Consider the following 19,449-nt stretch of genomic DNA (forward strand, 5'->3'; position numbering starts at 1 on the left):
GCAGCTGATCCAGAGCCGGCGCGCGATCGTCCTGACCACCGGCCGCAACACCTATGATCGATATGTCCGCCAATACGGCAATGAGTGCGACTGGCCCGAAGTGCCTGTCGCCTCCTATGTGATGACGCTTGACGGTCAATGCCGGGTCCATCGATGCGAGGAACCGGTTTTCGATTTCCCGGACTAGTTCCTCTGTGCCGAGATTTGGTTCTTTGGCTGAGCCCTGTGGACGGTCGCTGCCCGACCAGACTGCAACCGCCAGTCTCCAACGTCTGCGATTAGCCGTAAGCCCCCGCGCCTTCGTCATCCCAGGGCGAAGCAAGGAGCGAAGCGACGCGGCGCAGACCCTGGGATCCATTCCGTGACATCAGCCGAAGAATGCAGCGGCCAAGAACGGTGCTTGCATCCGCAACGGTGCCAGCTACCCTTCCACCATGACCGGCTATGCCTATATGACCGCGAGCCAGAAGCGTGGCACGATCTACATCGCTGTCACCAACGATCTCGGCCGCCGCATGCCGGAGCACAAATCTGGCGAAGGCTCGCGCTTCACCAGCCGCTACGGCGTGCAGCGTCTGGTCTGGTACGAGGAGCACTTCGACATTCGAGACGCCATCCAGCGCGAGAAGTCGCTGAAGCGTTGGCCACGCCAGTGGAAGATCGACCTGATCGAGAAGAGCAATCCAGAGTGGTTCGAGCACTTTCGCGGAACGGGGTGGTAGCGTTCGGTTCTGGTCCGCTGCATTCTTCGGCTTGGGTAACGGCATGGATCCTAGGGTCTGCGCCGCGTCGCTTCGCTCCTTGCTTCGCCCTAGGAAGACGAAGGCGCGGGGCTTACGGCTAATCGCAGACGTTGGAGATTGTGCAGCTGGACCGTCCGCAGTCCCTTTCAGGCTCAGTCAAAGACCAAATCCTCTGTGCAGAGGAATTAGAAGCAGCCGGCGCCTGATCCAAGATCTCTTCGCGCGACGTCTTTTCGCGCGGCACCGAGGCGGCCGATGCTCTAAAAGCCGAAGAATTGCCAGCCGACCAGATAGCTAAGCGCGACGACCACCAGGGGAAACAGGGCCGGCGCCAGCTGGCTGAAGACGGAACGCCTTGCCGGTTCCTTTGGGGCATTCCTTTCGGCGTTTCCGAGATTTTTGGTCATGGTCCAATACAGTAGCAATCGCTGATTAACGATTCACCAACATGCTGCGCCCGCCCCGGAAACGGGGCGGTTTTTTGCGTGTTCAACGGAAGTCGCCCCATTGCCGCCCAAAACTGTCGTGCCGGTCGATTGAACCTGCACATGGAGCCGGGCGCGCGTTTGCCGCATGCGGGAACCAATCGCCGCCCACCTGCTTTGGCAAGGAGGTTCGCGGGAAAGGAGTTCGACATGAAACCTTTCGCATTCCTGCCGAGCGCGTTGATCATCGGCGTGCTCGGCGCACTGGCGTTGGCGGCGCCGGCTGCCGCCCAGACGGATGACCAGACACAAGACCAGGCGCCTGCCGGCCCCTGCCAGGCCCAGCCGCAGAACGGCCAGCAGCAGGAGCCGCCCGCCAACAACGGTGCCGGCGACAGCCTGACCGACACGCTTGATCCCTGCAACGGCGTGCTGCTGCCGCCGCCGACCGGCGATCAGGGCATGGCCGCACCGCCGCCGGACGAAGGCAGGACACCGGTGCTCAAGCCCGGCGAGGTGCCGGCGCAGCCGCCGAAACAATAGGTTGGCGCATTTGCCGCCTCGGCGCCTGACGGGAGCCCGACGCCGGCAGGCTTTTTTGCTGGGGGGCGGAACATTAGTTCTCGCTAAATGTTCCTTTCGAAGCAGTCGATATCACCCCCTCCGGTATCGCTGCTGATCGGGCAAACCGATCGGCCCGCGTGCCTGTGAAAGGAACGCGGGCCACTGCGGTCGGTCGCAGCAACGCATCCGGGCGGCGCCACTGCGGCGCCGATTAGCCGCCGCTCACGGAACAAGAAGGTTGCGTGAGCGTTTCCAAAGAGGGCCCGCCGTCCCGATTGTGATCTACTGTTGCCACCCGTGGAAGGCGAAGTCCGCCAACAAGAACAGGAGAAGACGATGAAGATCCACCTTGTTCCTGCCGCCGCCGGGCTGGTTCTGCTCACCGGTGTCGGCGTGGCCACCGCAGACCAGGTGATTGTCACGCCCGAGCAGCAGACGGTCATTCGCGAATATGTGGACAGGCACCCGCTGGCGTCGATCAGCCTTCTGGGAGTGGAGCTCAACATCGGTTCCACCGTGCCCGACACGGTTGAGCTTCACCCGATCGACGTTCCCGACGTGCAATACAGATACGTGGTCGTCGACGATCGCACCGTGCTGGTCGATCCCGGCACGCGCAGGATCGTGAAGGTCATTGACTGACCTTCACCCGCCGCTCTCTCGGGAAGACGCGAGAGGAGCGGCGGCTCGCCGGCAGGCAGCCGGCTGCTGATCGTCTTGTCGCGGGAAGGAGCCATTTCCATGTTGCCGCATGTCGAGTCACGCAATGTGGCCGCATCTGTCGACAAGCTGCTTGCTGAACGGGGCACTGCCCTGTTGTCGATGAAGGAGTTGATTGCAGCCGTGCGTGAGCAAACTGGAACGGATCGCTCGGACGCGGATCTGGCGGGGCTGATCACCAAGAAGGCGGCACTCCTCGGTGTCGCGGTTCTGTCCGAATAGGGCTGAAGCCCCAAGACTTTGATCCGAACTCATGACGTCGATCCGAACTCATGACGCCGATGAGAACTTGGGCTAAGACAGCTGTTGCCCAAGGCCTTGAACCGAACCGATGGAGGCAACAGTGACGGACGACAGGCAGGAACGCATTCGCCGGCGGGCTCACGCGATCTGGGAACAAGCCGGCCGGCCCGACGGTGCGCATCAGCAGCACTGGGACCAGGCCACTGCCGAGGTCGACGGTGAGAAGAGCAGGCCGAAAGCTAAGGCGGCTCGACCGAAGGAGCCGGCCGCCGCCAAGGCCAAGCCAAAGGACACCAAGCCAAAGGACACCAAGCCAAAGACTGCTCGGCCGCGCAAAGGTTCAGCGAGCTAGAACAATAACGCTTCGGCCGCGGGACGAAGCTCTGTCCCGCGGCCGAAAGCGTGAGTTCCCGAAATCGATCTCGGCTACATGCCGCAGTGCCTGTCGTTGACGGTCGGTGAGACCGTGCCGGGAGCCTTGTGCGTGGCATCAGGCAGCGCGCCCTGCGGGCCTATAGGACAGTTCCGATCGGCATTGGAATTCGTGCCGTCGGGGCCCGCAATAATGCTACCGGTAATCCCGCGATCGACAGCATCCGGCTCATCGGCCAGGTTCGGATCGATCGGGGCCGGGTCGATTACGACGCTTCTGTCGCTGCCGGTACCCATTTCAGCGTCGGGGTCGCTGGCAGTCTGGGCCATCGCAGACGTGGCCAGACCAGCGGCGAGTACGGACGCCGCGAGAATCTTCGTAAGCATGGTTTGCCTCCATTTGTCTCCATTTTTTCGGTTGTCGCCGCATCGCGACTACAGAAAAAACCGCTCGGGGCTGGTGAAGGTTCCCATAAAATTCCAGCCTGCGACGAACCGTCGTGATCAGCAGCGCAAACTTGCCCGGCAAATGCCGGGGACCCGAAAGCGTGCTGGCAGCGAGCCGTTGACATGGCTGCCATGTCACGATATTGAACAGGACTATACAGGTTTACTGAACAGGTATTCCATGGCGCGTCGCACGACTCCGTCGTCTCCCGGAACGGGCAAGCCCGAACGGATCGCCACCGTCCTCGAACACGAGATACGCTCCGGCGTGCTCGGCTTCGGCGACCGCCTGCAGAGCGAGAACGAGCTCGTCCAGCGCTTCTCGGTCAGCCGCAACACCATCCGCAAGGGTCTCGAGGAATTGTCGAGCCGCGGGCTGATCACCACCAAGGTCGGCATCGGCTCGTTCGTCACCTTCGACGGCATGCCGGTCGACGACGCCGTCGGCTGGTCGCGGGCGCTGGCCAATGCCGGCGCCAATGCCGACACGCGCACGCTCAGGCTCGAAGTCATGCAGGATGCCGAGCTCGCCGCCAGGCTCGGCGTCGAAAGCCCGTTCTTCATCGCCGTCGACCGGGTGCGCTCCAACGCCGATGACGGCCATGCCATCTCGATCGAGCGCAGCCGCTTGCCGCTGTCGCCGGAGTTGGAGGACGTGCCGCTGCGCGGCCTGCGCGAGGGCTCGCTGCACCAGACGCTGCGCGCGGCGGGGCTCGTCCCCGATCACGGCGAGGAGTGGGCCGACATCGAGATGCTGAGCGCCGAGGACGCGGCCATACTCGACTGCGCGCCCGGCGCGCCGTTCCTGCGCACGCGGCGCCTGACGCGCGCCGCCGACGGCCGCGCCATCGAATTTGTCACCAGCCTGCTCAATCCGGCGCATTTCGCGCTGCACCTGGAGTTCTGAGCATGGACACGCTGAGAATGGAGACGGGCGAGGCGATCGACCGCGCGATGGGTGCGCTTATCGGCGGTGCGCTGGGCGATGCGCTCGGCATGCCGACGCAGCTTTTGTCGCCGGCCCGCATCGCCGAGCTCTACGGCCATGTCGAGGATTTCGTCGCGCCTGTCGCCGACCATCCGGTGTCGAAGGGCCTGGTCGCCGGCACTGTTACCGACGACACCGAACAGGCGCTGCTGCTCGGTCGTGTCCTGGTTGGTTCAGGCGACAGCTTCGATCACACACGCTGGGTCAGCGCGCTGCTCGACTGGGAGCGCGAGGTCAAGGCGCGCGGCAGCTACGACCTGCTCGGACCTTCGACCAAACGCGCCATCGACGCCATCAATCGCGGCGTGCCGGCCGCGGAAGCGGGACGCAGCGGCGATACCAATGGCGCGGCGATGCGCATCGCGCCGGTCGGCATCATGATGCCGCTGGAGCCGCTCGACGGGTTGGTCGCCAAGGTGGCGGAAACCTGCCGCGCCACGCACAACACCTCGATCGCCATTGCCTCGGCCGCAGCCGTCGCTGCCGCCGTCAGCTGCGGTGTTGCCGGCGGCGATTGGCGAGCAGCCTCGGACCGTGCGGTTGTGGCGGCAAGGCAAGGGGCGGCACTCGGACACTGGGTCACCGGCGGCGATATCGCCGCGCGGATCGACTGGGCGAGGAGCCTCGTCCGCGGCAAGGCTGTCACTGACGGCATCCGGCTGATCATCGACCTGGTCGGCACCGGCGTCGCCAGCCAGGAATCGATTCCGGCGGCCTTCGCGGTGCTGGAAATAGCCGGTGGCGATCCCTGGCAGGCGGCCGTCATCAGCGCCAATCTCGGCGGCGACACCGACACGATCGGCGCCATTGCCGCCGGCATGGCAGGCGCCTGCACCGGCTTTTCCCGATTGCCGCAGGAACACATCGCCCGGCTCCAAGGGCTCGACATGGCGCAGGTGCGCGCGCTCGCCGCCGATCTGGTCGCGGTGCGGATGGCGAAACGCGGTTCAGGCAAGGATGCGGCGGCATGAGCGGGCGTCTCGTCCATATCGGCAGCGCGGTGGTCGACTATGTCTACCGCATCGACGCCTTGCCGGCGCCCGGCACCGAAAAGACCGCATCGAGCTTTGCCCAGGTCGCCGGCGGCGGCCTCAACATGATGGTCGCGGCCAGCCGCACCGGCATGAAGGTCGTCTTCGGCGGCCAGCTCGGCAGCGGACCGAATGGCGACTTCCTGCGCGCCGCCTTGGCCGCCGAGGGCATCGCAACGCTGACCCCGCCATCACCCGTGATGGACAGCGGCAATTGCGTCGCCATGATCAGCGGCGACGCCGAGCGCACCTTCGTGTCATGGCCTGGTGCCGAGAGTGTGCTCAGCCTCGGCATGATGGCGCCCGTCCGGGTTGCGCCGGGGGATTGGGTGTTCGTCTCCGGCTATACGCTGAGCTATGTCGGGAGCCGCGACGCGCTGGCCGACTGGATCGAGGCGCTGCCGGCGGAAATTCCCTTCGTCTTCGATCCGACGCCTGTCATATCGGAGATTCCGCGCGCCATTCTCGACCGGGTGCTGGCGCGCACGAACTGGCTGAGCTGCAACACAACGGAAGCGGCCGAGATTGCCGGCCCCGGCGCTGTCGAGGCCATTGCTGCCCGGCTTCTTTCCAATCACTGCCCGACCGCCGAGGGGGTCATCATCCGCGCCGGGGCGAAAGGCTGCTTCGTGCGGCTGGCTGACGGCACCGCGCAGGCCGTGCCCGGTTTCAAGGTTGCCGCCGTCGATACCAACGGCGCCGGCGACACGCATATCGGCGCCTTCGTCAGCGCGCTGTCGCGCGGCGTGCCGCCCTTCGAAGCGGCAAGTTACGCCAATGCGGCGGCGGCGCTCTCGGTCACCCGCCATGGCGGGTCGTCGGCGCCGACCGACGAGGAGATCCAGACATTCCTCAGCCATGACGATCGATCCGTGCACGGCCGGAAGCAAAAGGCCCATTTATGACAGAATAAATGACGCCACAAGCCCGCCAACCGGGCAAACAATGAGAGGAACGAACATGCGCATGCCAAAATTGACTGCATTTGTGACAGCAACCGCCGTCTTCGCTTCGGCACTCACGCTGGCCGCCAGGGCCGACGAGGTGCATGTGCTCAACTGGAAGGGCTACGGCGCCGACGAGCCCTGGGCCATTGCCGCCTTCGAGAAGGCGACCGGCAACAAGGTCGTCAACGACTTCTTCAATTCCGAACAGGAAATGCTGACCAAGCTGAGGACCAATCCCGGCCTCTACGACGTCGTCATGATCAACGCGGCCTTCAACGACCAGGCGATGGCGGAAAAGCTGATCCAGCCGATCGACGTCTCGAAGATTCCCAACTATGCCGACATCAGCCCGGACAAGGCAGGCTCGCCGATGCTCGCCCGCGATGGCAAGGTCTATGGCGTGCCATGGGTGTGGGGCTTGACCGCGCTCGCCATCAACGAGAAATCCTTCGAGACGCCGCCGACCAGCATCACCGAGATGTGGAACGAGGCGCATAAGGGCCGCGTAGTCATTCGCGACGATGCCGTCGAAGCGGTCCAGTTCGGCGCCATCGCCACCGGCCAGAACATAAACGACATCAAGGATATGGAAGCGGTCAAGGCGAAGCTGACCTCGCTGATGCCGCAGATCAAGACATTCTGGAGCTCGGAAAACGACTGGAACCAGATGGTCGCCTCCAACCAGATCGACATCGGCACCTATTGGAGCGGTTCGGCCGACCGGGCCAAGACGCATTTCAAGCTGCCGGTCGCGCTGGTCATCCCAAGGGAAGGCGCCGTCGCCTGGCTCGACGCTTTTTCCATTCCGGTCGGTGCCAAGAACGTCGCCGGCGCCGAGGCCTTCATCAACTACATGATTGATCCCGGCTTCTACGTTGAATGGGTCACCAAGGTCGGCGCGCCGGTCTCGGCCAACACCAAGGCGGTTGCCGCCCTTCCCGAAGATGCGTTCAACCGCAAGGTGATGGGCGACCCTGATGTCGCCAAACGCATCCAGTTCCAGGCGCCGATCACCGATGCGCAGCGCGAGGCCTATCTGGCGCTGTGGCAGGAGATCAAGGTCAACGTTAAGTAACGGCCGGCTTTTCGGGAGGAGCATATGGCTGGACAGGTCGCGACCGGTTCGAGGAGCGGATTGCGATCGGCGTTGCCGTTGCTCCTGCCTGCCTATCTCTGGCTGACGGTGGCGATCTTTTTGCCGCTGTCGGCCATGGTCTTCTTCTCCTTCATGACCGAATTGCCCCTGGCGGGGAAGGTGTGGGCGTTCACGCTCGACAACTACACGACCTTTTTCTCGCAAGGGCTTTACTGGAGGCTGCTGCTGGCGTCGCTCAGGCTCGGGCTCGAGGTGACGCTATGGTGTGTCGTCATCGGCTATCCCGCAGCCTATGTGCTGGCCAAGGTGCTGAAGGGGCGCAGCCGCGAGGCGATCTTTTTGCTCGTCATCCTGCCGTTCTGGTCGAACGGGCTGGTGCGCATCTTCTCCTGGGCGATGGTGCTGCGCGAAGGCGGCATTCTCGACACCGCGCTCAACGCCGTGCTGCCGTTCAAGATCAACATCGACCTGATGTATTCCTATCCGGCCGTCATCATCGGGCTGGTGCACTCCTACGTGCCCTATATGGTGCTGACCTGTTATCTCACGCTGCAGGCGATCGACGATTCTCTGATCGAGGCAGGACGTTCGCTCGGCGCCTCAAGACTGCAAATGCTGAAACGGGTGATCATCCCGCTGTCCATGCCTGGGCTGGTCGCCGGAGCGGCGCTGATCTTTGTTCCCGTCGTCGGCTCCTTCATGGAACCGCGCATTCTCGGCGGCCGCATCGGCACCTTCTACGGCACGGTCATCGAGGATCAGTTCGTCGCCGTCTTCAACTGGCCGCTGGGTGCTGCCTTGTCCTTTATCCTGCTGGCCGTCGTGCTGGTCATCCTGGCGTTGGCGTCGCCGGTGCTCAGGAGGCCTGCGTGATGGCGACGACCCGCATCCTGGAATGGTGTGGGCGCCTTTACATCTGGCTGCTGCTCGCCTTCCTCTACCTCCCTGTTATCATCATGGCGCTGATGTCGTTCAACGTCTCGCCCTTCTACCAATTGCCGCTCGAATGGACGACGGAGTGGTACGCTTCGTTGTGGCAGAACGATCAACTGATCTCCGCCACCTGGAACAGCATAGAGATCGCCATCATCACCACCATCATCTCCACGGTGCTCGGCTCGGCGGCTTCGCTGGCGCTCTACCGCTATGAATTCCGCGGCAAGAAAGTCCTGCAAGCGCTGCTGTTTCCACCGATCGCCATTCCGTGGCTGATCACCGGCACGGCGATGCTGATCTTCTTCTTCGGCGTCGGCATCGGGCGTGGGCTGTTCGCAATCCTGCTCGGCCATGTGGCGCTGGCGCTGCCCTATGTCATCGTCGTCGTCTCGGCCCGGCTGCAGACATTTGCGCCGGAACTGGAAGAGGCGGCGCGTTCGCTCGGCGCCAACCAGTGGCAGGTGACTTCGCGCGTGACGCTGCCCTGGATCATGCCGGGCGTCATCGCCGGCGGGCTGTTCGCCTTTGCCGTGTCGTTCGACCAGTTCGTGGTGTCCTACTTCCTGTCGACGCCGGGCCAGACAACGTTGCCGGTCGAAATCTACTCCGCGATCCGCAAGGGTTTTACGCCCGAGATCAATGCCGTCTCGACGATCATCATCGTCGTCTCAATGGCGCTGATGTTGCTTACGGCACGGTTCTTCAAATTCGGCGGAGAGAAATAATGGCCGGCGTGCAGGTATCGAATTTGTCGCGCAGCTTCGGCGCGCATAAGGCACTGGACGACGTGTCCATCGATTTCGCCGACGGTGGTTTCTATGCACTGCTTGGGCCGTCGGGCAGCGGCAAGACCACGCTGCTGCGGCAGATTGCCGGTTTCGATTTTCCCGACTCCGGCCGAATCGCCATCGGCGGCGAGAGCGTCGAGCGGGTGCCGGTCGAGAAGCGGCGCATCGGCATGGTGTTCCAGAATTATGCGCTGTTTCCCAATATGGGCGTGGCCGACAATGTCGCCTTCGGCCTGTCGGTGCGTGGCGAGGCCAAGGCAACGATAGCCAGCGAGGTGCAGCGCGCGCTCGACCTGGTGCAGCTCGGCAAGCTCGGCGGCCGCCGGCCGCACCAACTGTCGGGCGGCCAGCGCCAACGGGTGGCGCTCGCCCGCGCGATCGTCACCAAGCCGCGCGTGCTTTTGCTCGACGAGCCGCTGGGCGCGCTCGACAAAGCGCTGCGCGTCGACATGCAGATCGAGCTGAAACGCATCCAGCGCGAGATCGGCATCACCACCATCTTCGTCACCCACGACCAGGAGGAAGCGCTGACGATGAGCGACCGCATCGGCATCCTGCGCGACGGTCGGCTGGTGCAGGAAGGACCGCCGGAGGAGATCTACGACAGCCCGAAGAGCGAGTTCGCCGCCACCTTCCTCGGCGACGCCAACATCTTTCGCGGCGAGACCACCGGCACCGGCATCCGCTTGCCCGACGGCACGGCGATCGCCGCCGGGGCAGGCGCGGCGCTTGCCGCCGGCGCCAAGGCCAGCTGCGCGGTGCGGCCCGAACGCATCCGCATCGCCACCGATTGCGGAAGCGCGGACCAGGCCCATGCTAACATGCTCAAGGGGCGGGTCTCCAAGCGTATCTTTGCCGGGAACAGCAGCACGTATTTCGTCGATCGCGACGGGCAGACCATCAAGGTCATCGTGCAAAACACTGGCATCGAAAGGTTGGCGGAAGGACAAGAGGTGGTGCTGCACTGGTCGCCGGAGAGTACGGTGCTGATCGCTGGGAACTGAATCGAAAGTTGGCGATCCGTCCCACCCCCCTCTGCCGAGCAAAATGGGGCACCGGAGCATGCCGATGACGCTTGAACTCAGTGCGGGCGACCAGTCCATGCTCGATGGCGAGCAGGGCCCGGCCGTGGCCGCCGCGATGAAGATACTGGTCGCCTTTTCCAACGCAGTCGGCGCGCGCAAGTTGTTGGACATTGCCGGGGCCCATATCGATGGCTGCCTCTATCACGGCCAGGCCAGCCTCGATTTCGTCGAAAGGCTGGTCGAGGGCGGCGGCCGCGTTCGGGTACCGACAACACTCAATGTCGGCTCGTTCGACCTCATCCATCCGGGGCTGGTGAAGATGCCGGCCGCCGAAGAAGTGCCGGCGCGGCGACTGATGAAGGCGCATCTGGAACTCGGCTGCCAGGCGACCTTCACCTGCGCGCCCTATCAGACCCGGTTCCGCCCGGCTTTCGGCGAGCAGATCGCCTGGGGCGAGTCCAACGCGATCGTCTTCGCCAATTCGGTGATCGGCGCGCGGACCAACCGCTATGGCGATTTCATCGATTTGTGCTGCGCGATGACCGGGCGCGCGCCGGCCTGGGGCCTGCATTTGAGCGATAATCGACGCGGCCAGATCCTGTACGAGCTGACCGGTTGTTTCGAGCCTACCGACGCCCTGTTCGTTGGCGTGGGGCTGATCATCGGGCAGGCGAGTGGCAACCGCATTCCTGTGATATCGGGCCTGCCGCAGCCGCGCGACGAGGACCAGCTGAAGGCGCTGGGGGCGGCGGCGGCAACGGCGGGCGCCGTGGCGCTGTTTCATGCGGTGGGCATCACGCCGGAAGCAAAGACGCTCGACGAGGCAATTCGCGGCATGGCGCCGGAGACGACGATCCGGATCTCTCGCGCCGACATCGACCATGCGCTGGCCAGGCTGTCGAGCCTCCCCGACGGCGCGCCGCTTGCAGCCGTGTCGCTCGGCACGCCGCATTTTTCCCATGACGAGTGGATGCGCCTGCTGCAGATGCTGCGCGAAATCGCGCCGGGCAGGGGCGTTCCGATCTATGTCAGCACCGGACGCGCCACGTTGAAGAGATTGCAGGATGAGGGCGAGCTGGACGATGCGCAAAAGTTCAGCCTCATTCCGGTGACCGATACCTGCACCTATGTCACCACCATCCTCGAGCGTCTCGACGGCGTGGTGATGACCAATTCCGGCAAATGGGCACATTACGCGCCCGGCAATATCGGCGTGTCAGTGGTGTTCGGCGATATGGAAGATTGCGTCCGCTCGGCAGCGGCCGGGCATGTCGTGCGGAGCGCGCCATGAAAGGGCTGGAAAAGTCGGTCTTGAAGAGAGTTGGCACGTTCCAGCTTGCCGGCGAAGCGCAAGGCACGGCGATGGTGCTTTCGCACGTGCTCAGCTTCTGGGGCGGGATCGACGTCGAAACAGGCGAAATCATCGACCACTCGCATCCTGGTCTTGGCCAAAATGTCGCCGGCAAGATCCTGGTGATGGCATCCGGGCGCGGATCGTCGTCCTCGTCTTCGGTTCTCGCCGAGGCCATCCGCAGGGGCACCGCGCCGGCCGGCATCCTGCTGGAGCGGCCGGACCCGATCCTTGCCGTCGGCGCCATCGTCGCCGAGTTCCTCTACGACATCAGCATGCCGCTGGTCGTCTGCGACATATCAGGCATTGCCTCCGGCGACCGGATCGCGATCGGCCTGGGCGAGAATGCGCAAGCGATGGTGAGCAAGATCTAGCCGGCCATCGGTCCCGCCGCGGCCCGCCGCCAATAGGCCGCAGCGAGCGTCTCGTCGCGGCCAAGCCCGAGCGTGTCGCGCCAGTGCTCGCGAACGATCCTCGCGGCAGCCGCTTCCGCCGCGAACCAGCCGAAGGACGAATCGTTCGGCATGCGGAGGCGATCCCGGTCCTAATCGTCCCCGAAGACAATAGCCCGCACGGCATCGAGCTCAAGATTAGCCTGATCGCCGCAGCGCCACAGCCCGCGCTTGCTGGCGCGGCCTCTCTTAATCCCGGGAGCTTCCGTTCAGATCTCCGGGATGCTTTCCCTGAAGATTACCTGCAGCCTCGGCTGGTGCAACTCGTAGGGCAAGTCCCTGATCGCATGGCTCAAGGTGTTGAGCGCTTCGCGGGCCTCGACGCGCGGGTTCTGGTCGATGACGGCGTCGAGCGTGCCGTCGAGCAGAAGATCCTTGGTGCCCTCCGTCACCTCATGGCCGAGGAAGACCGTCGACAGCGCGCGGCCGCGCTCCTTGAGCGCCCGGGCGATGCCGGTGTTGCCGGCACCGACATTGTAGATCGCGGCCAGGTCCGGGTGCCGGTCCAGCAGGGCCGAGGCCTCCGCATAGGCCTTTTCCCGATCGTCGAGCATTTCGCGCATTTCGACGATCTCGAGATTGGGCGATTCTTCCGTCAGAATGTGGCGGAAGCCCATCTCGCGCTCCTCATGGCCGCGATAGGAGAGCGAGCCGGCGAACAGCGCGACCTTGCCCGGACGATCGGCGGCCATGAAGCGGTTGAGCAGGTAGCCGGCGAGCCGGCCGGCGGCGCGGTTGTCGATGCCGATATAGGCGACCCTCGGCACGTGCAGGATATCGGATGCGATGGTGACGACCTTGACGCCGCTGGCCGATAGCGAGCGGATCGCCTCGCGGACCGTCGGATGGTCGAGCGCGATGACGCCGACGCCTTGCGTCTGGCCGCGCAATTCCTGCAGCAGGCGGGCAAGCCGGTCGGGATTGAAGCCTTCGATCGTGGCAACGCGCACATCGAGGTCCGGTCTTGACTGCGCCTGCGCCTCGATGTGCCGGTGCAGCATCTTGATGAAGGAATTGGTGCCGGCGGGCAGGGCGAAGTCGAGCCGTATGACATCGCCGCGCGGTGCATTGCGCGGGATCGGGCCGTTCGAATTTTCAGCGATGTAGCCTAGCCGCTGCGCCGTTTCCAGCACGACCTCGCGGGTGCGCGCCCTGACCCCGGCGCGGTTGTTGAGCACACGGTCGACCGTCGCGGCTGAAACGCCGGCTTCCCGGGCTATGTCTGTCAGGGTGGACCGCACAGTCGATCACCTCATTGCTGGTGCGCTACAGGCGCATCAAAATCGCGGATTAGCGGATCGGATGGCGGACGACGATTTCATTGTCATCCGCGATTCTGATGGGAAATGATGTATCCGGCCTTAGCCGATGCGCAAGCCGGCGCGCTACACCAAATCGTCGAGCCGGGCCGAAAAGGATCGGCGCGGCGCTCGGTTCCCTCAAATTCAAGCACTAGGTGCCGTGGGCTGACCTCGCTGGACTGCATCCTCTGCCTCATTTGCGATGTTATGACGTGTTTTGATTATTTATGATGTTGACAGCCTTCCTATAGTGCCGTCAATATCCATCATGAGGGCCGTGGAGGAACAAGGCCCTCGAGGGAGGACTTCCAATGTCTGATATGATCCGCATGTCGCGGCGCCGTTTGCTGGCGTCCGGTGGAAAGGCGGCCGTGCTTGTTGCCGCCGCAGGTATCGCACCGAAATTCATCCGTCCCAGCCGCGCCTATGCGGCCGACGCGCTGGCGCCGGGCATGATCGGCGGCCCGACGGGCTTCGACGGCTCGGAGCGCTATCAGTATGGTCCCGACACGCCGGAAGGCCGCGCCATCGAGGCGGCCAAGGCGATGAAGGGTGCCGGCAAGGCGCCGGCCAAGATCGTGCTCGGCCTGTCCGACGGCTCGATCGGGCAGTTGACGCAGCCGTTTCCCACCGGCGCGCCCTCGATCAAGGATCTGTGGGAGAAGGAAACCGGCATTCCGCTCGAGATCGTCGGCGTGCCGAACGGCCAGGAATTCACCAAGACGATGCAGGACATCTCCACCAAGGGTGGAGCCTATGACATCTACGCGGTCGAATGGAACCGTCTCGGCGACCTAGCCGAAACCGGCGGCATCCTGAAGCTCGACGACTTCGTCGCCCAGTACAAGCCGGAATGGGACGATCCCGAGCGCGGCTATGTCAACGGCGCCAAGGGCGTCTCGCTGCTCAACCAGTATCGCGGCTCGACCTATGGCGTGTCGCTGGATGGCGATTTCCAGACCTGGGTCTATCGCACCGATCTGTTCGGCGACGCGGCCGAGAAGAAAGCCTTCTCCGACAAGCATGGCTACGAACTGGCGCCGCCAAGGACCTGGAAGCAGCATGACGAGATCGCGGCCTTCTTCCAGCGCCCCGACAAGGGCCTGTTCGGCTCAACCGATCTGCGCAACCAGGGCTGGGGCTACACCAACTGGTATCAGCGTTATGTCTCAATGGCTTCGCCCAATGAGTTCCTGTTCGACGACACCGGCAAGCCGCTGATCAATTCGGAGCAAGGCATAGCTGCTACCAACGAGTACATCGCATCGCTGGCCCATCATTCGCCGGATGCGATCTCGTGGGGCTGGCCGGAGCAGTATGGCAATTTCGCTAAGGGCGGCGCCGCCATGACCTGCGCTTTCTCCAACCTGCCGAAATTCCTCGACAATGCCGGCAACAAGGATTCGCAGGTCACCGGCAAGATCGGCTCGATGCTGCCGCCGGGCCGCGAGATCGACGGCAAGCTGATCAGCCGTTCGGTGCTGTGGCTCAATTTATCGGCTTCGGTCTCCTCGCAGGCCAAGAATCCGGAGGCCTGCTACCTGTTCCTGCAGTGGCTCGGATCGAGCCGCATCTATGCTTGGATGACCGCCAATCCGGGCGGCTATTTCGATCCGTTCCGGCTGTCGGATTTCTCCGACCCGCTGGTCCGCCAGACCTATCACGCCTATCACATGGATGTGGTGCGCGAGACGGTCGCCCGCACCGTGCCGACCATCAACTATCCCGGCGCCACCGCCTTCCACAATGCGCTGGACGAGAACCTCGTTGCCGCGCTGACCAAGGCCAAGACCGCCGAGCAGGCGATGGTCGACACCGAGGCCGAATGGAAGAAGATCGCCCGCCGCACCGGCGAGGAGAAGCTTCTCGAAGCCATCAAGACCAACAAGGAGGCCTGGCCCACCGTTCTCGATCCGATCAGCTGATCCTCCTCCCAGCATACGAATGTAGGGGAGGAGTTTGCTCTTCCCCTCCGCAAACGATGGTACCAGCAAAGCTGCAAAATGAAGCGTTCCGTTCCTTTCGAAATATTCCGCTATGCAGCGATCCTTGCTGCTATGGCGGTGACGCTGGTGCCGATCCTGTGGATGGTCTCGATGGCCTTCAAGCCGATCGCCGAATGGTCGGCGACCGGCGCCGACCTGACCTGGTGGCCGAAGAACCCGACGCTCAGCAATTTCCGCTTCGTCTTCGGTGAATCGACCAACAACCTGATCGCCGCGCTCGACCGTACCGCCCTGAAACCGATCCTGTCATCGCTGCTGTCGGCGGTGTTCGGAACGGCGATCGCCATGTCGGCGGGCACCGCGGCGGCCTACGGGCTGTCGCGCTTCGGCTCGGGCCAGAACCTGCCGCTGGCGCTGATCCAGCTCCGCCTGTTTCCGCCGATGGCGGTGATGACCCCGGTGATGATCATGTGGGCCTTTCTCAACTTTACCGACAGCTGGTGGGGGCTGTCGCTGATCTACGGCATCGTCACGCTGCCCTTTGCGTTCTGGCTGATGAAGACGTTCTTCGACGACATGCCGCGCGAGATCGAGGAAGCGGCGCTGGTCGAGGGCTGCTCGCGATTGCGCGTCTTCACCCGCATCACGCTGCCGATGATGCGCGCGCCGCTGGCCAGTGCCGCGCTGTTCGTCTTCATCCTCAACTGGTCGGACTATCTGATCGCGCTGCTTTTGACGACACGCGAATGGGTGACGGTGCCGGTCTACATGGCCTCGCTGTCGTCTTCGATGACCGGCCAGCTCTACGGTGCCAAGGCGGCACTCGGCCTGATCGCGGCGGTGCCGCCTGTCATCATGGGCATCGCGATCCAGCGCCATCTGGTGCGCGGGCTGACCTTCGGGGCGCTCAAGCAATGAGCGCGGTCACTGCCACGATTCCGGAGGACGTGATGAAAACCGTCCAGGCAAAGCCGACCCTTCGGGACGAAGGGGTAAAGCTCGGTTTCCGGCTGACACTGCCGGCGCAGATCCTGGTGCTGTTCATCGCGGTGTTTCCGCTGTTGATGCAGCTCTATATCAGCCTGACCGACTGGTCGCCGCTGTCCGGCCTCGGCTGGTGGAGCGCCTGGTCGCTGTGGAACAACTTCGCCAACTACACCGACCTTGCCGCCGACGCGCGCTTCTGGAGCGCGCTCAAGAGAACGGCCATCGTCATGATCGTCTGCGTGCCAGCGGAATTCCTGCTCGGCTTGGCACTCGCCACGCTGTTTGCCGACGAGTTCCCGGGCAAGCGGATCTTCTATTCGATCCTGCTGATGCCGATGATGGTGGTGCCGGCGGTGGCCGGCTACATGTTCTTCATGCTGTTCCAGTCAGGCGGACCGGTCAACGACATCCTGTCGGCGCTATCAGGCTTTCCCGTCACCATCGCCTGGCTGTCGGACCCGACGTTGGCGCTCATCGCCGTCATGCTCGCCGACATCTGGCAATGGACGCCGCTGATGTTCCTCATCCTGCTTGCCGGCCTGGTCGGCGTGCCCGAGGACCAGATCAAAGCGGCGACGCTGCTTGGCGCCAATCCCTGGCAGCGCTTCGTAACCATCGTGCTGCCGAAGATGAAGACGATCATCATCATCGCACTGGCAATCAGGGTCATCGAGAACTTCAAGATCTTCGACACGCTCTACATCATGACGGGCGGCGGTCCCGGCGTCGCCACCGAGACCATCTCCGTCTACATCTACAAGCTCACCACCCAGGACCTGATCTGGGGCTATGTCGCGGCGATCGCGCTGGCCATCCTGATCGTGCTGTCCATCGCCGCGGTGTTTGCGATGAAGCGCATGGCCCGGGTACGCGAGGTGCCGGCATGAGCGCGATCCATCTGCAGAACCTGGTCAAGAAGTTTGGCGACTCCACCGCCTTGAAGACGATGGATCTCGCCATCGCCGACGGCGAGTTCATGGCGCTGCTCGGGCCGTCGGGCTGCGGCAAGTCGACGACGATGAACATGATCGCCGGTATGGAAGAGCCGACCAGCGGCAAGATACTGTTCGGCGAGCGCGACATGGCCGGCGTGCCGATGGGACGGCGCGGCGTCGGCTTCGTCTTCCAGAACTATGCGATCTTCACCCATATGAGCGTGCGACAGAACCTTGCCTACGGCCCAAAAATGCGTGGCGCGCCAAAGGCCGAGATCGACCGCCGCGTCGGCGCGATTGCCGAGATGCTGCAGCTGACTCCGCTGCTCGACCGCAAGGCCGACAGGCTGTCGGTCAACATATTGCAGCGCGTGGCGATCGGCCGTTCGGCGATCACGGAGCCGGCGATTTTCCTGCTCGACGAGCCGCTGTCCAATGTCGACGCCGCCTTCCGGGCGGTGATGCGGACCGAACTGAAACAGCTGCAGCGTCAGTTCCGGCAGACCATGGTCTATGTCACCCACGACCAGCTCGAAGCGATGACCATGGCTGATCGCATCGCGGTGATGGACCATGGCGTGCTGCAGCAGGTCGGCACGCCGCTCGAGGTCTACAACGATCCGGCCAATGTCTTTGTCGCCCGCTTCATCGGTGCGCCGGGCATGAACCTGCTCAAGGGCAGGCCGGCGGAAAGCGACCGTGGCCTGGTCATCGATCTCGGGCCGCTCGGTGTCACGCCGCCGCTGCCGGACAATCTCGCCCCGGCGGTGAGGGCCGCGCGCGAAGATGTGCTCTACGGCTTTCGGCCTGAGCAGGTGATTCTCTCAGACCGCGGCCTGTCGATGCCGGTAACGTTCATCGAGCGCATCGGCGCGCGCACCATCGTCCATTTCGGCCAGGGCGAGAGCACGGTGAAGGCGATGTTCGACAATGACGTCGGGCTGGCGATCGGGCAGACAGCGGTTGTCGCGCCGGCCCAGGCGTCCGTGCGTGTGTTCGACGCCGCCACCGGCCTTGCCATGAAGGCGGGCTGAGACCATGGCCGATATCGTCTTCCGCAATATGACGAAACGCTATGGCGACACGCTCGCCGTCGACGACGCCTCGTTCACTGTCAACGACAATGAGTTCTTCTGCTTCTTCGGCCCGCCGCTGTCGGGCAAGTCGACGGTGCTGCGTCTGGTGCTCGGGCTGGAGACGCCGGACGCCGGCGAAATCCTGATCGGCGGCAGACCGGTCAACACGGTGTCGCCGGCCGAACGCAATGTCGCCATGGTGTTCCAGAACCTGGCGCTGTTTCCGCATATGAGCGCGCGCGACAATGTCCGCTTTCCCCTGGTCGAACGCCGGGTCGCCGAGGCCGAAATCGAAAAGCGTGTCGCAGACGTCGCGGCCAAGCTGCATATCGGCCACATCCTGCATAAGCCGCCGGCGCAGCTTTCGGGCGGCGAGCGGCAGCGCGTGGCGATCGCTCGGGCGCTGGTGCGCGACCCCAATGCCTATCTAATGGACGATCCAATCTCGGCGCTCGACGCCAGGCTGCGCGAGGAGACGCGCGTCGAGCTGAAACGTATCCAGCGTGAGCTCGGCAAGACGCTGATCTATGTCACGCACGACCAGGAAGAGGCGATGTCGGTCGCCGACCGTATTGCCATCCTGGAGAATGGCAAGATCAGGCAGATCGGCGCGCCGGCCGAGATCTATGACCGGCCGGCCAGCACCTATGTGGCGCGGCTGCTCGGTTCGCCGATGATGAACATCTTGAAGTTGCTACGCGGCGAGGGCGGCGTCGAGGCAGCCGAAGGCACGATCCGCATCGCAGATAAGGCCGCGCCGGCCGATGCCGTCGAGATCGGGCTCAGGCCTGAAGACATCAAGGTCCGGCCCTGGCTGGATCGGGATGGAACATCGGATGGGCGCGCGGGCCGCCCGGCGCGAGTGTTCGAGGTCGAGCCGCTCGGCGGCTATACCGTCGTGACACTCGCTGCCGGGCAGGCGCGCCTGAGGGCGCTGCTGCGCGGCCAGCCGGACATCAGGCCGGATGCCATGGTGGCGATATCCTGCGAGCCGGGCAGGGTGCATTATTTCGGGCAAAGCGGGGGAGCGCTGGCAAGATGACGGCGGCTGCAAGGAACGAGCTTCGGGAGGAACA

General features: G+C 64.0%; 23 protein-coding genes and 1 pseudogene. 20 read left to right on the top strand and 4 right to left on the bottom strand.

Going from position 1 to position 19,449, the window contains the following annotated elements; translation table 11 throughout:
- Together AC0L14_RS23005 and AC0L14_RS23010 are read left to right on the top strand one after the other, a co-directional pair.
- Positions 1–187: pseudogene (locus AC0L14_RS23005) on the top strand (hypothetical protein); the annotation flags it as partial.
- Positions 188–434: 247 nt separating this feature from the next.
- Complete coding sequence (locus tag AC0L14_RS23010; RefSeq protein ID WP_473529685.1) at positions 435–722, top strand: GIY-YIG nuclease family protein; 288 nt, start codon at positions 435–437, stop codon at positions 720–722.
- A gap of 281 nt (positions 723–1,003) precedes the next feature.
- On the opposite strand, the gene AC0L14_RS23015 is transcribed toward AC0L14_RS23010, so the two are convergent.
- Entirely contained in the window at positions 1,004–1,150 is a 147-nt protein-coding gene (locus tag AC0L14_RS23015; protein ID WP_473529684.1) for a hypothetical protein, read from the bottom strand.
- 228 nt (positions 1,151–1,378) lie between these two features.
- On the opposite strand from AC0L14_RS23015, the gene AC0L14_RS23020 reads away from it, so the two are divergent.
- The 4 genes from AC0L14_RS23020 to AC0L14_RS23035 all read left to right on the top strand — a co-directional run bounded on the left by AC0L14_RS23020 (position 1,379) and on the right by AC0L14_RS23035 (position 3,047).
- Positions 1,379–1,711 carry a hypothetical protein gene (locus AC0L14_RS23020; RefSeq protein WP_473488162.1) on the top strand — a complete coding sequence of 111 codons (333 nt, stop codon included), beginning with the start codon at positions 1,379–1,381 and terminating at the stop codon, positions 1,709–1,711.
- Positions 1,712–2,068: 357 nt separating this feature from the next.
- Entirely contained in the window at positions 2,069–2,374 is a 306-nt protein-coding gene (locus AC0L14_RS23025) for a DUF1236 domain-containing protein (RefSeq protein ID WP_473529683.1), read from the top strand.
- Positions 2,375–2,473: 99 nt separating this feature from the next.
- Positions 2,474–2,674 carry a hypothetical protein gene (locus AC0L14_RS23030; protein WP_473529682.1) on the top strand — a complete coding sequence of 67 codons (201 nt, stop codon included), beginning with the start codon at positions 2,474–2,476 and terminating at the stop codon, positions 2,672–2,674.
- Positions 2,675–2,795: 121 nt separating this feature from the next.
- Positions 2,796–3,047 carry a DUF2934 domain-containing protein gene (locus tag AC0L14_RS23035; protein WP_473529681.1) on the top strand — a complete coding sequence of 84 codons (252 nt, stop codon included), beginning with the start codon at positions 2,796–2,798 and terminating at the stop codon, positions 3,045–3,047.
- Positions 3,048–3,121: 74 nt separating this feature from the next.
- Here AC0L14_RS23035 and AC0L14_RS23040 read toward each other — a convergent pair whose 3' ends face one another.
- Positions 3,122–3,454, bottom strand: a complete 333-nt coding sequence (locus tag AC0L14_RS23040) for a hypothetical protein (RefSeq protein WP_473529680.1) — start codon at positions 3,452–3,454, stop codon at positions 3,122–3,124.
- Positions 3,455–3,695: 241 nt separating this feature from the next.
- Here AC0L14_RS23040 and AC0L14_RS23045 point away from each other — a divergent pair, with 241 nt between their 5' ends.
- The 9 genes from AC0L14_RS23045 to AC0L14_RS23085 all read left to right on the top strand — a co-directional run bounded on the left by AC0L14_RS23045 (position 3,696) and on the right by AC0L14_RS23085 (position 12,050).
- Positions 3,696–4,421, top strand: coding sequence for a GntR family transcriptional regulator (locus AC0L14_RS23045; RefSeq protein ID WP_095493143.1), 726 nt, complete (start codon positions 3,696–3,698; stop codon positions 4,419–4,421).
- 2 nt (positions 4,422–4,423) lie between these two features.
- The gene (locus tag AC0L14_RS23050; protein ID WP_473529679.1) at positions 4,424–5,473 is read left to right on the top strand and encodes an ADP-ribosylglycohydrolase family protein; all 1,050 of its coding nucleotides are present in this window, start codon (positions 4,424–4,426) and stop codon (positions 5,471–5,473) included.
- A complete protein-coding gene (locus AC0L14_RS23055; RefSeq protein ID WP_473750861.1) occupies positions 5,470–6,438 on the top strand; it encodes a PfkB family carbohydrate kinase in 969 nt (322 codons plus the stop codon). Before AC0L14_RS23050 ends, AC0L14_RS23055 begins: the two co-directional genes overlap by 4 nt.
- 55 nt (positions 6,439–6,493) lie before the next feature.
- Positions 6,494–7,555 carry an ABC transporter substrate-binding protein gene (locus AC0L14_RS23060; protein ID WP_473488156.1) on the top strand — a complete coding sequence of 354 codons (1,062 nt, stop codon included), beginning with the start codon at positions 6,494–6,496 and terminating at the stop codon, positions 7,553–7,555.
- A gap of 24 nt (positions 7,556–7,579) precedes the next feature.
- The gene (locus AC0L14_RS23065; RefSeq protein WP_473750862.1) at positions 7,580–8,449 is read left to right on the top strand and encodes an ABC transporter permease; all 870 of its coding nucleotides are present in this window, start codon (positions 7,580–7,582) and stop codon (positions 8,447–8,449) included.
- Positions 8,449–9,237 carry an ABC transporter permease gene (locus AC0L14_RS23070; RefSeq protein ID WP_473750863.1) on the top strand — a complete coding sequence of 263 codons (789 nt, stop codon included), beginning with the start codon at positions 8,449–8,451 and terminating at the stop codon, positions 9,235–9,237. Before AC0L14_RS23065 ends, AC0L14_RS23070 begins: the two co-directional genes overlap by 1 nt.
- Positions 9,237–10,304: an ABC transporter ATP-binding protein gene (locus AC0L14_RS23075; protein WP_473750864.1), complete on the top strand. Its 1,068-nt coding sequence runs from the start codon at positions 9,237–9,239 to the stop codon at positions 10,302–10,304. The genes AC0L14_RS23070 and AC0L14_RS23075 overlap by 1 nt, the downstream gene beginning before the upstream one ends.
- A 64-nt stretch (positions 10,305–10,368) precedes the next feature.
- Positions 10,369–11,616 (top strand): aconitase X, encoded by a 1,248-nt coding sequence (locus AC0L14_RS23080; RefSeq protein ID WP_473750865.1) that lies wholly within the window; start codon positions 10,369–10,371, stop codon positions 11,614–11,616.
- Positions 11,613–12,050, top strand: coding sequence for an aconitase X swivel domain-containing protein (locus tag AC0L14_RS23085; protein ID WP_473636574.1), 438 nt, complete (start codon positions 11,613–11,615; stop codon positions 12,048–12,050). Before AC0L14_RS23080 ends, AC0L14_RS23085 begins: the two co-directional genes overlap by 4 nt.
- On the opposite strand, the gene AC0L14_RS23090 is transcribed toward AC0L14_RS23085, so the two are convergent.
- The gene (locus AC0L14_RS23090; RefSeq protein ID WP_473750866.1) at positions 12,047–12,202 is read right to left on the bottom strand and encodes an SIP domain-containing protein; all 156 of its coding nucleotides are present in this window, start codon (positions 12,200–12,202) and stop codon (positions 12,047–12,049) included. The two genes, AC0L14_RS23085 and AC0L14_RS23090, sit on opposite strands and share 4 nt — an antisense overlap.
- A gap of 135 nt (positions 12,203–12,337) precedes the next feature.
- Positions 12,338–13,369: a LacI family DNA-binding transcriptional regulator gene (locus tag AC0L14_RS23095; RefSeq protein ID WP_473529674.1), complete on the bottom strand. Its 1,032-nt coding sequence runs from the start codon at positions 13,367–13,369 to the stop codon at positions 12,338–12,340.
- A 371-nt stretch (positions 13,370–13,740) separates the two neighbouring features.
- Between AC0L14_RS23095 and AC0L14_RS23100 the strand changes: the two genes are divergently transcribed.
- The 5 genes from AC0L14_RS23100 to AC0L14_RS23120 all read left to right on the top strand — a co-directional run bounded on the left by AC0L14_RS23100 (position 13,741) and on the right by AC0L14_RS23120 (position 19,415).
- A complete protein-coding gene (locus AC0L14_RS23100) occupies positions 13,741–15,354 on the top strand; it encodes an extracellular solute-binding protein (RefSeq protein ID WP_473529673.1) in 1,614 nt (537 codons plus the stop codon).
- 78 nt (positions 15,355–15,432) lie between these two features.
- Positions 15,433–16,293 (top strand): carbohydrate ABC transporter permease, encoded by an 861-nt coding sequence (locus tag AC0L14_RS23105; protein ID WP_473529672.1) that lies wholly within the window; start codon positions 15,433–15,435, stop codon positions 16,291–16,293.
- The gene (locus AC0L14_RS23110; RefSeq protein WP_473488147.1) at positions 16,290–17,249 is read left to right on the top strand and encodes a carbohydrate ABC transporter permease; all 960 of its coding nucleotides are present in this window, start codon (positions 16,290–16,292) and stop codon (positions 17,247–17,249) included. Before AC0L14_RS23105 ends, AC0L14_RS23110 begins: the two co-directional genes overlap by 4 nt.
- Positions 17,246–18,331: an ABC transporter ATP-binding protein gene (locus tag AC0L14_RS23115; RefSeq protein WP_473529670.1), complete on the top strand. Its 1,086-nt coding sequence runs from the start codon at positions 17,246–17,248 to the stop codon at positions 18,329–18,331. The genes AC0L14_RS23110 and AC0L14_RS23115 overlap by 4 nt, the downstream gene beginning before the upstream one ends.
- A 4-nt stretch (positions 18,332–18,335) precedes the next feature.
- A complete protein-coding gene (locus AC0L14_RS23120; RefSeq protein WP_473750867.1) occupies positions 18,336–19,415 on the top strand; it encodes an ABC transporter ATP-binding protein in 1,080 nt (359 codons plus the stop codon).
- Positions 19,416–19,449: the final 34 nt, after the last annotated feature.

Source organism: Mesorhizobium sp. WSM4841 (assembly GCF_055811515.1).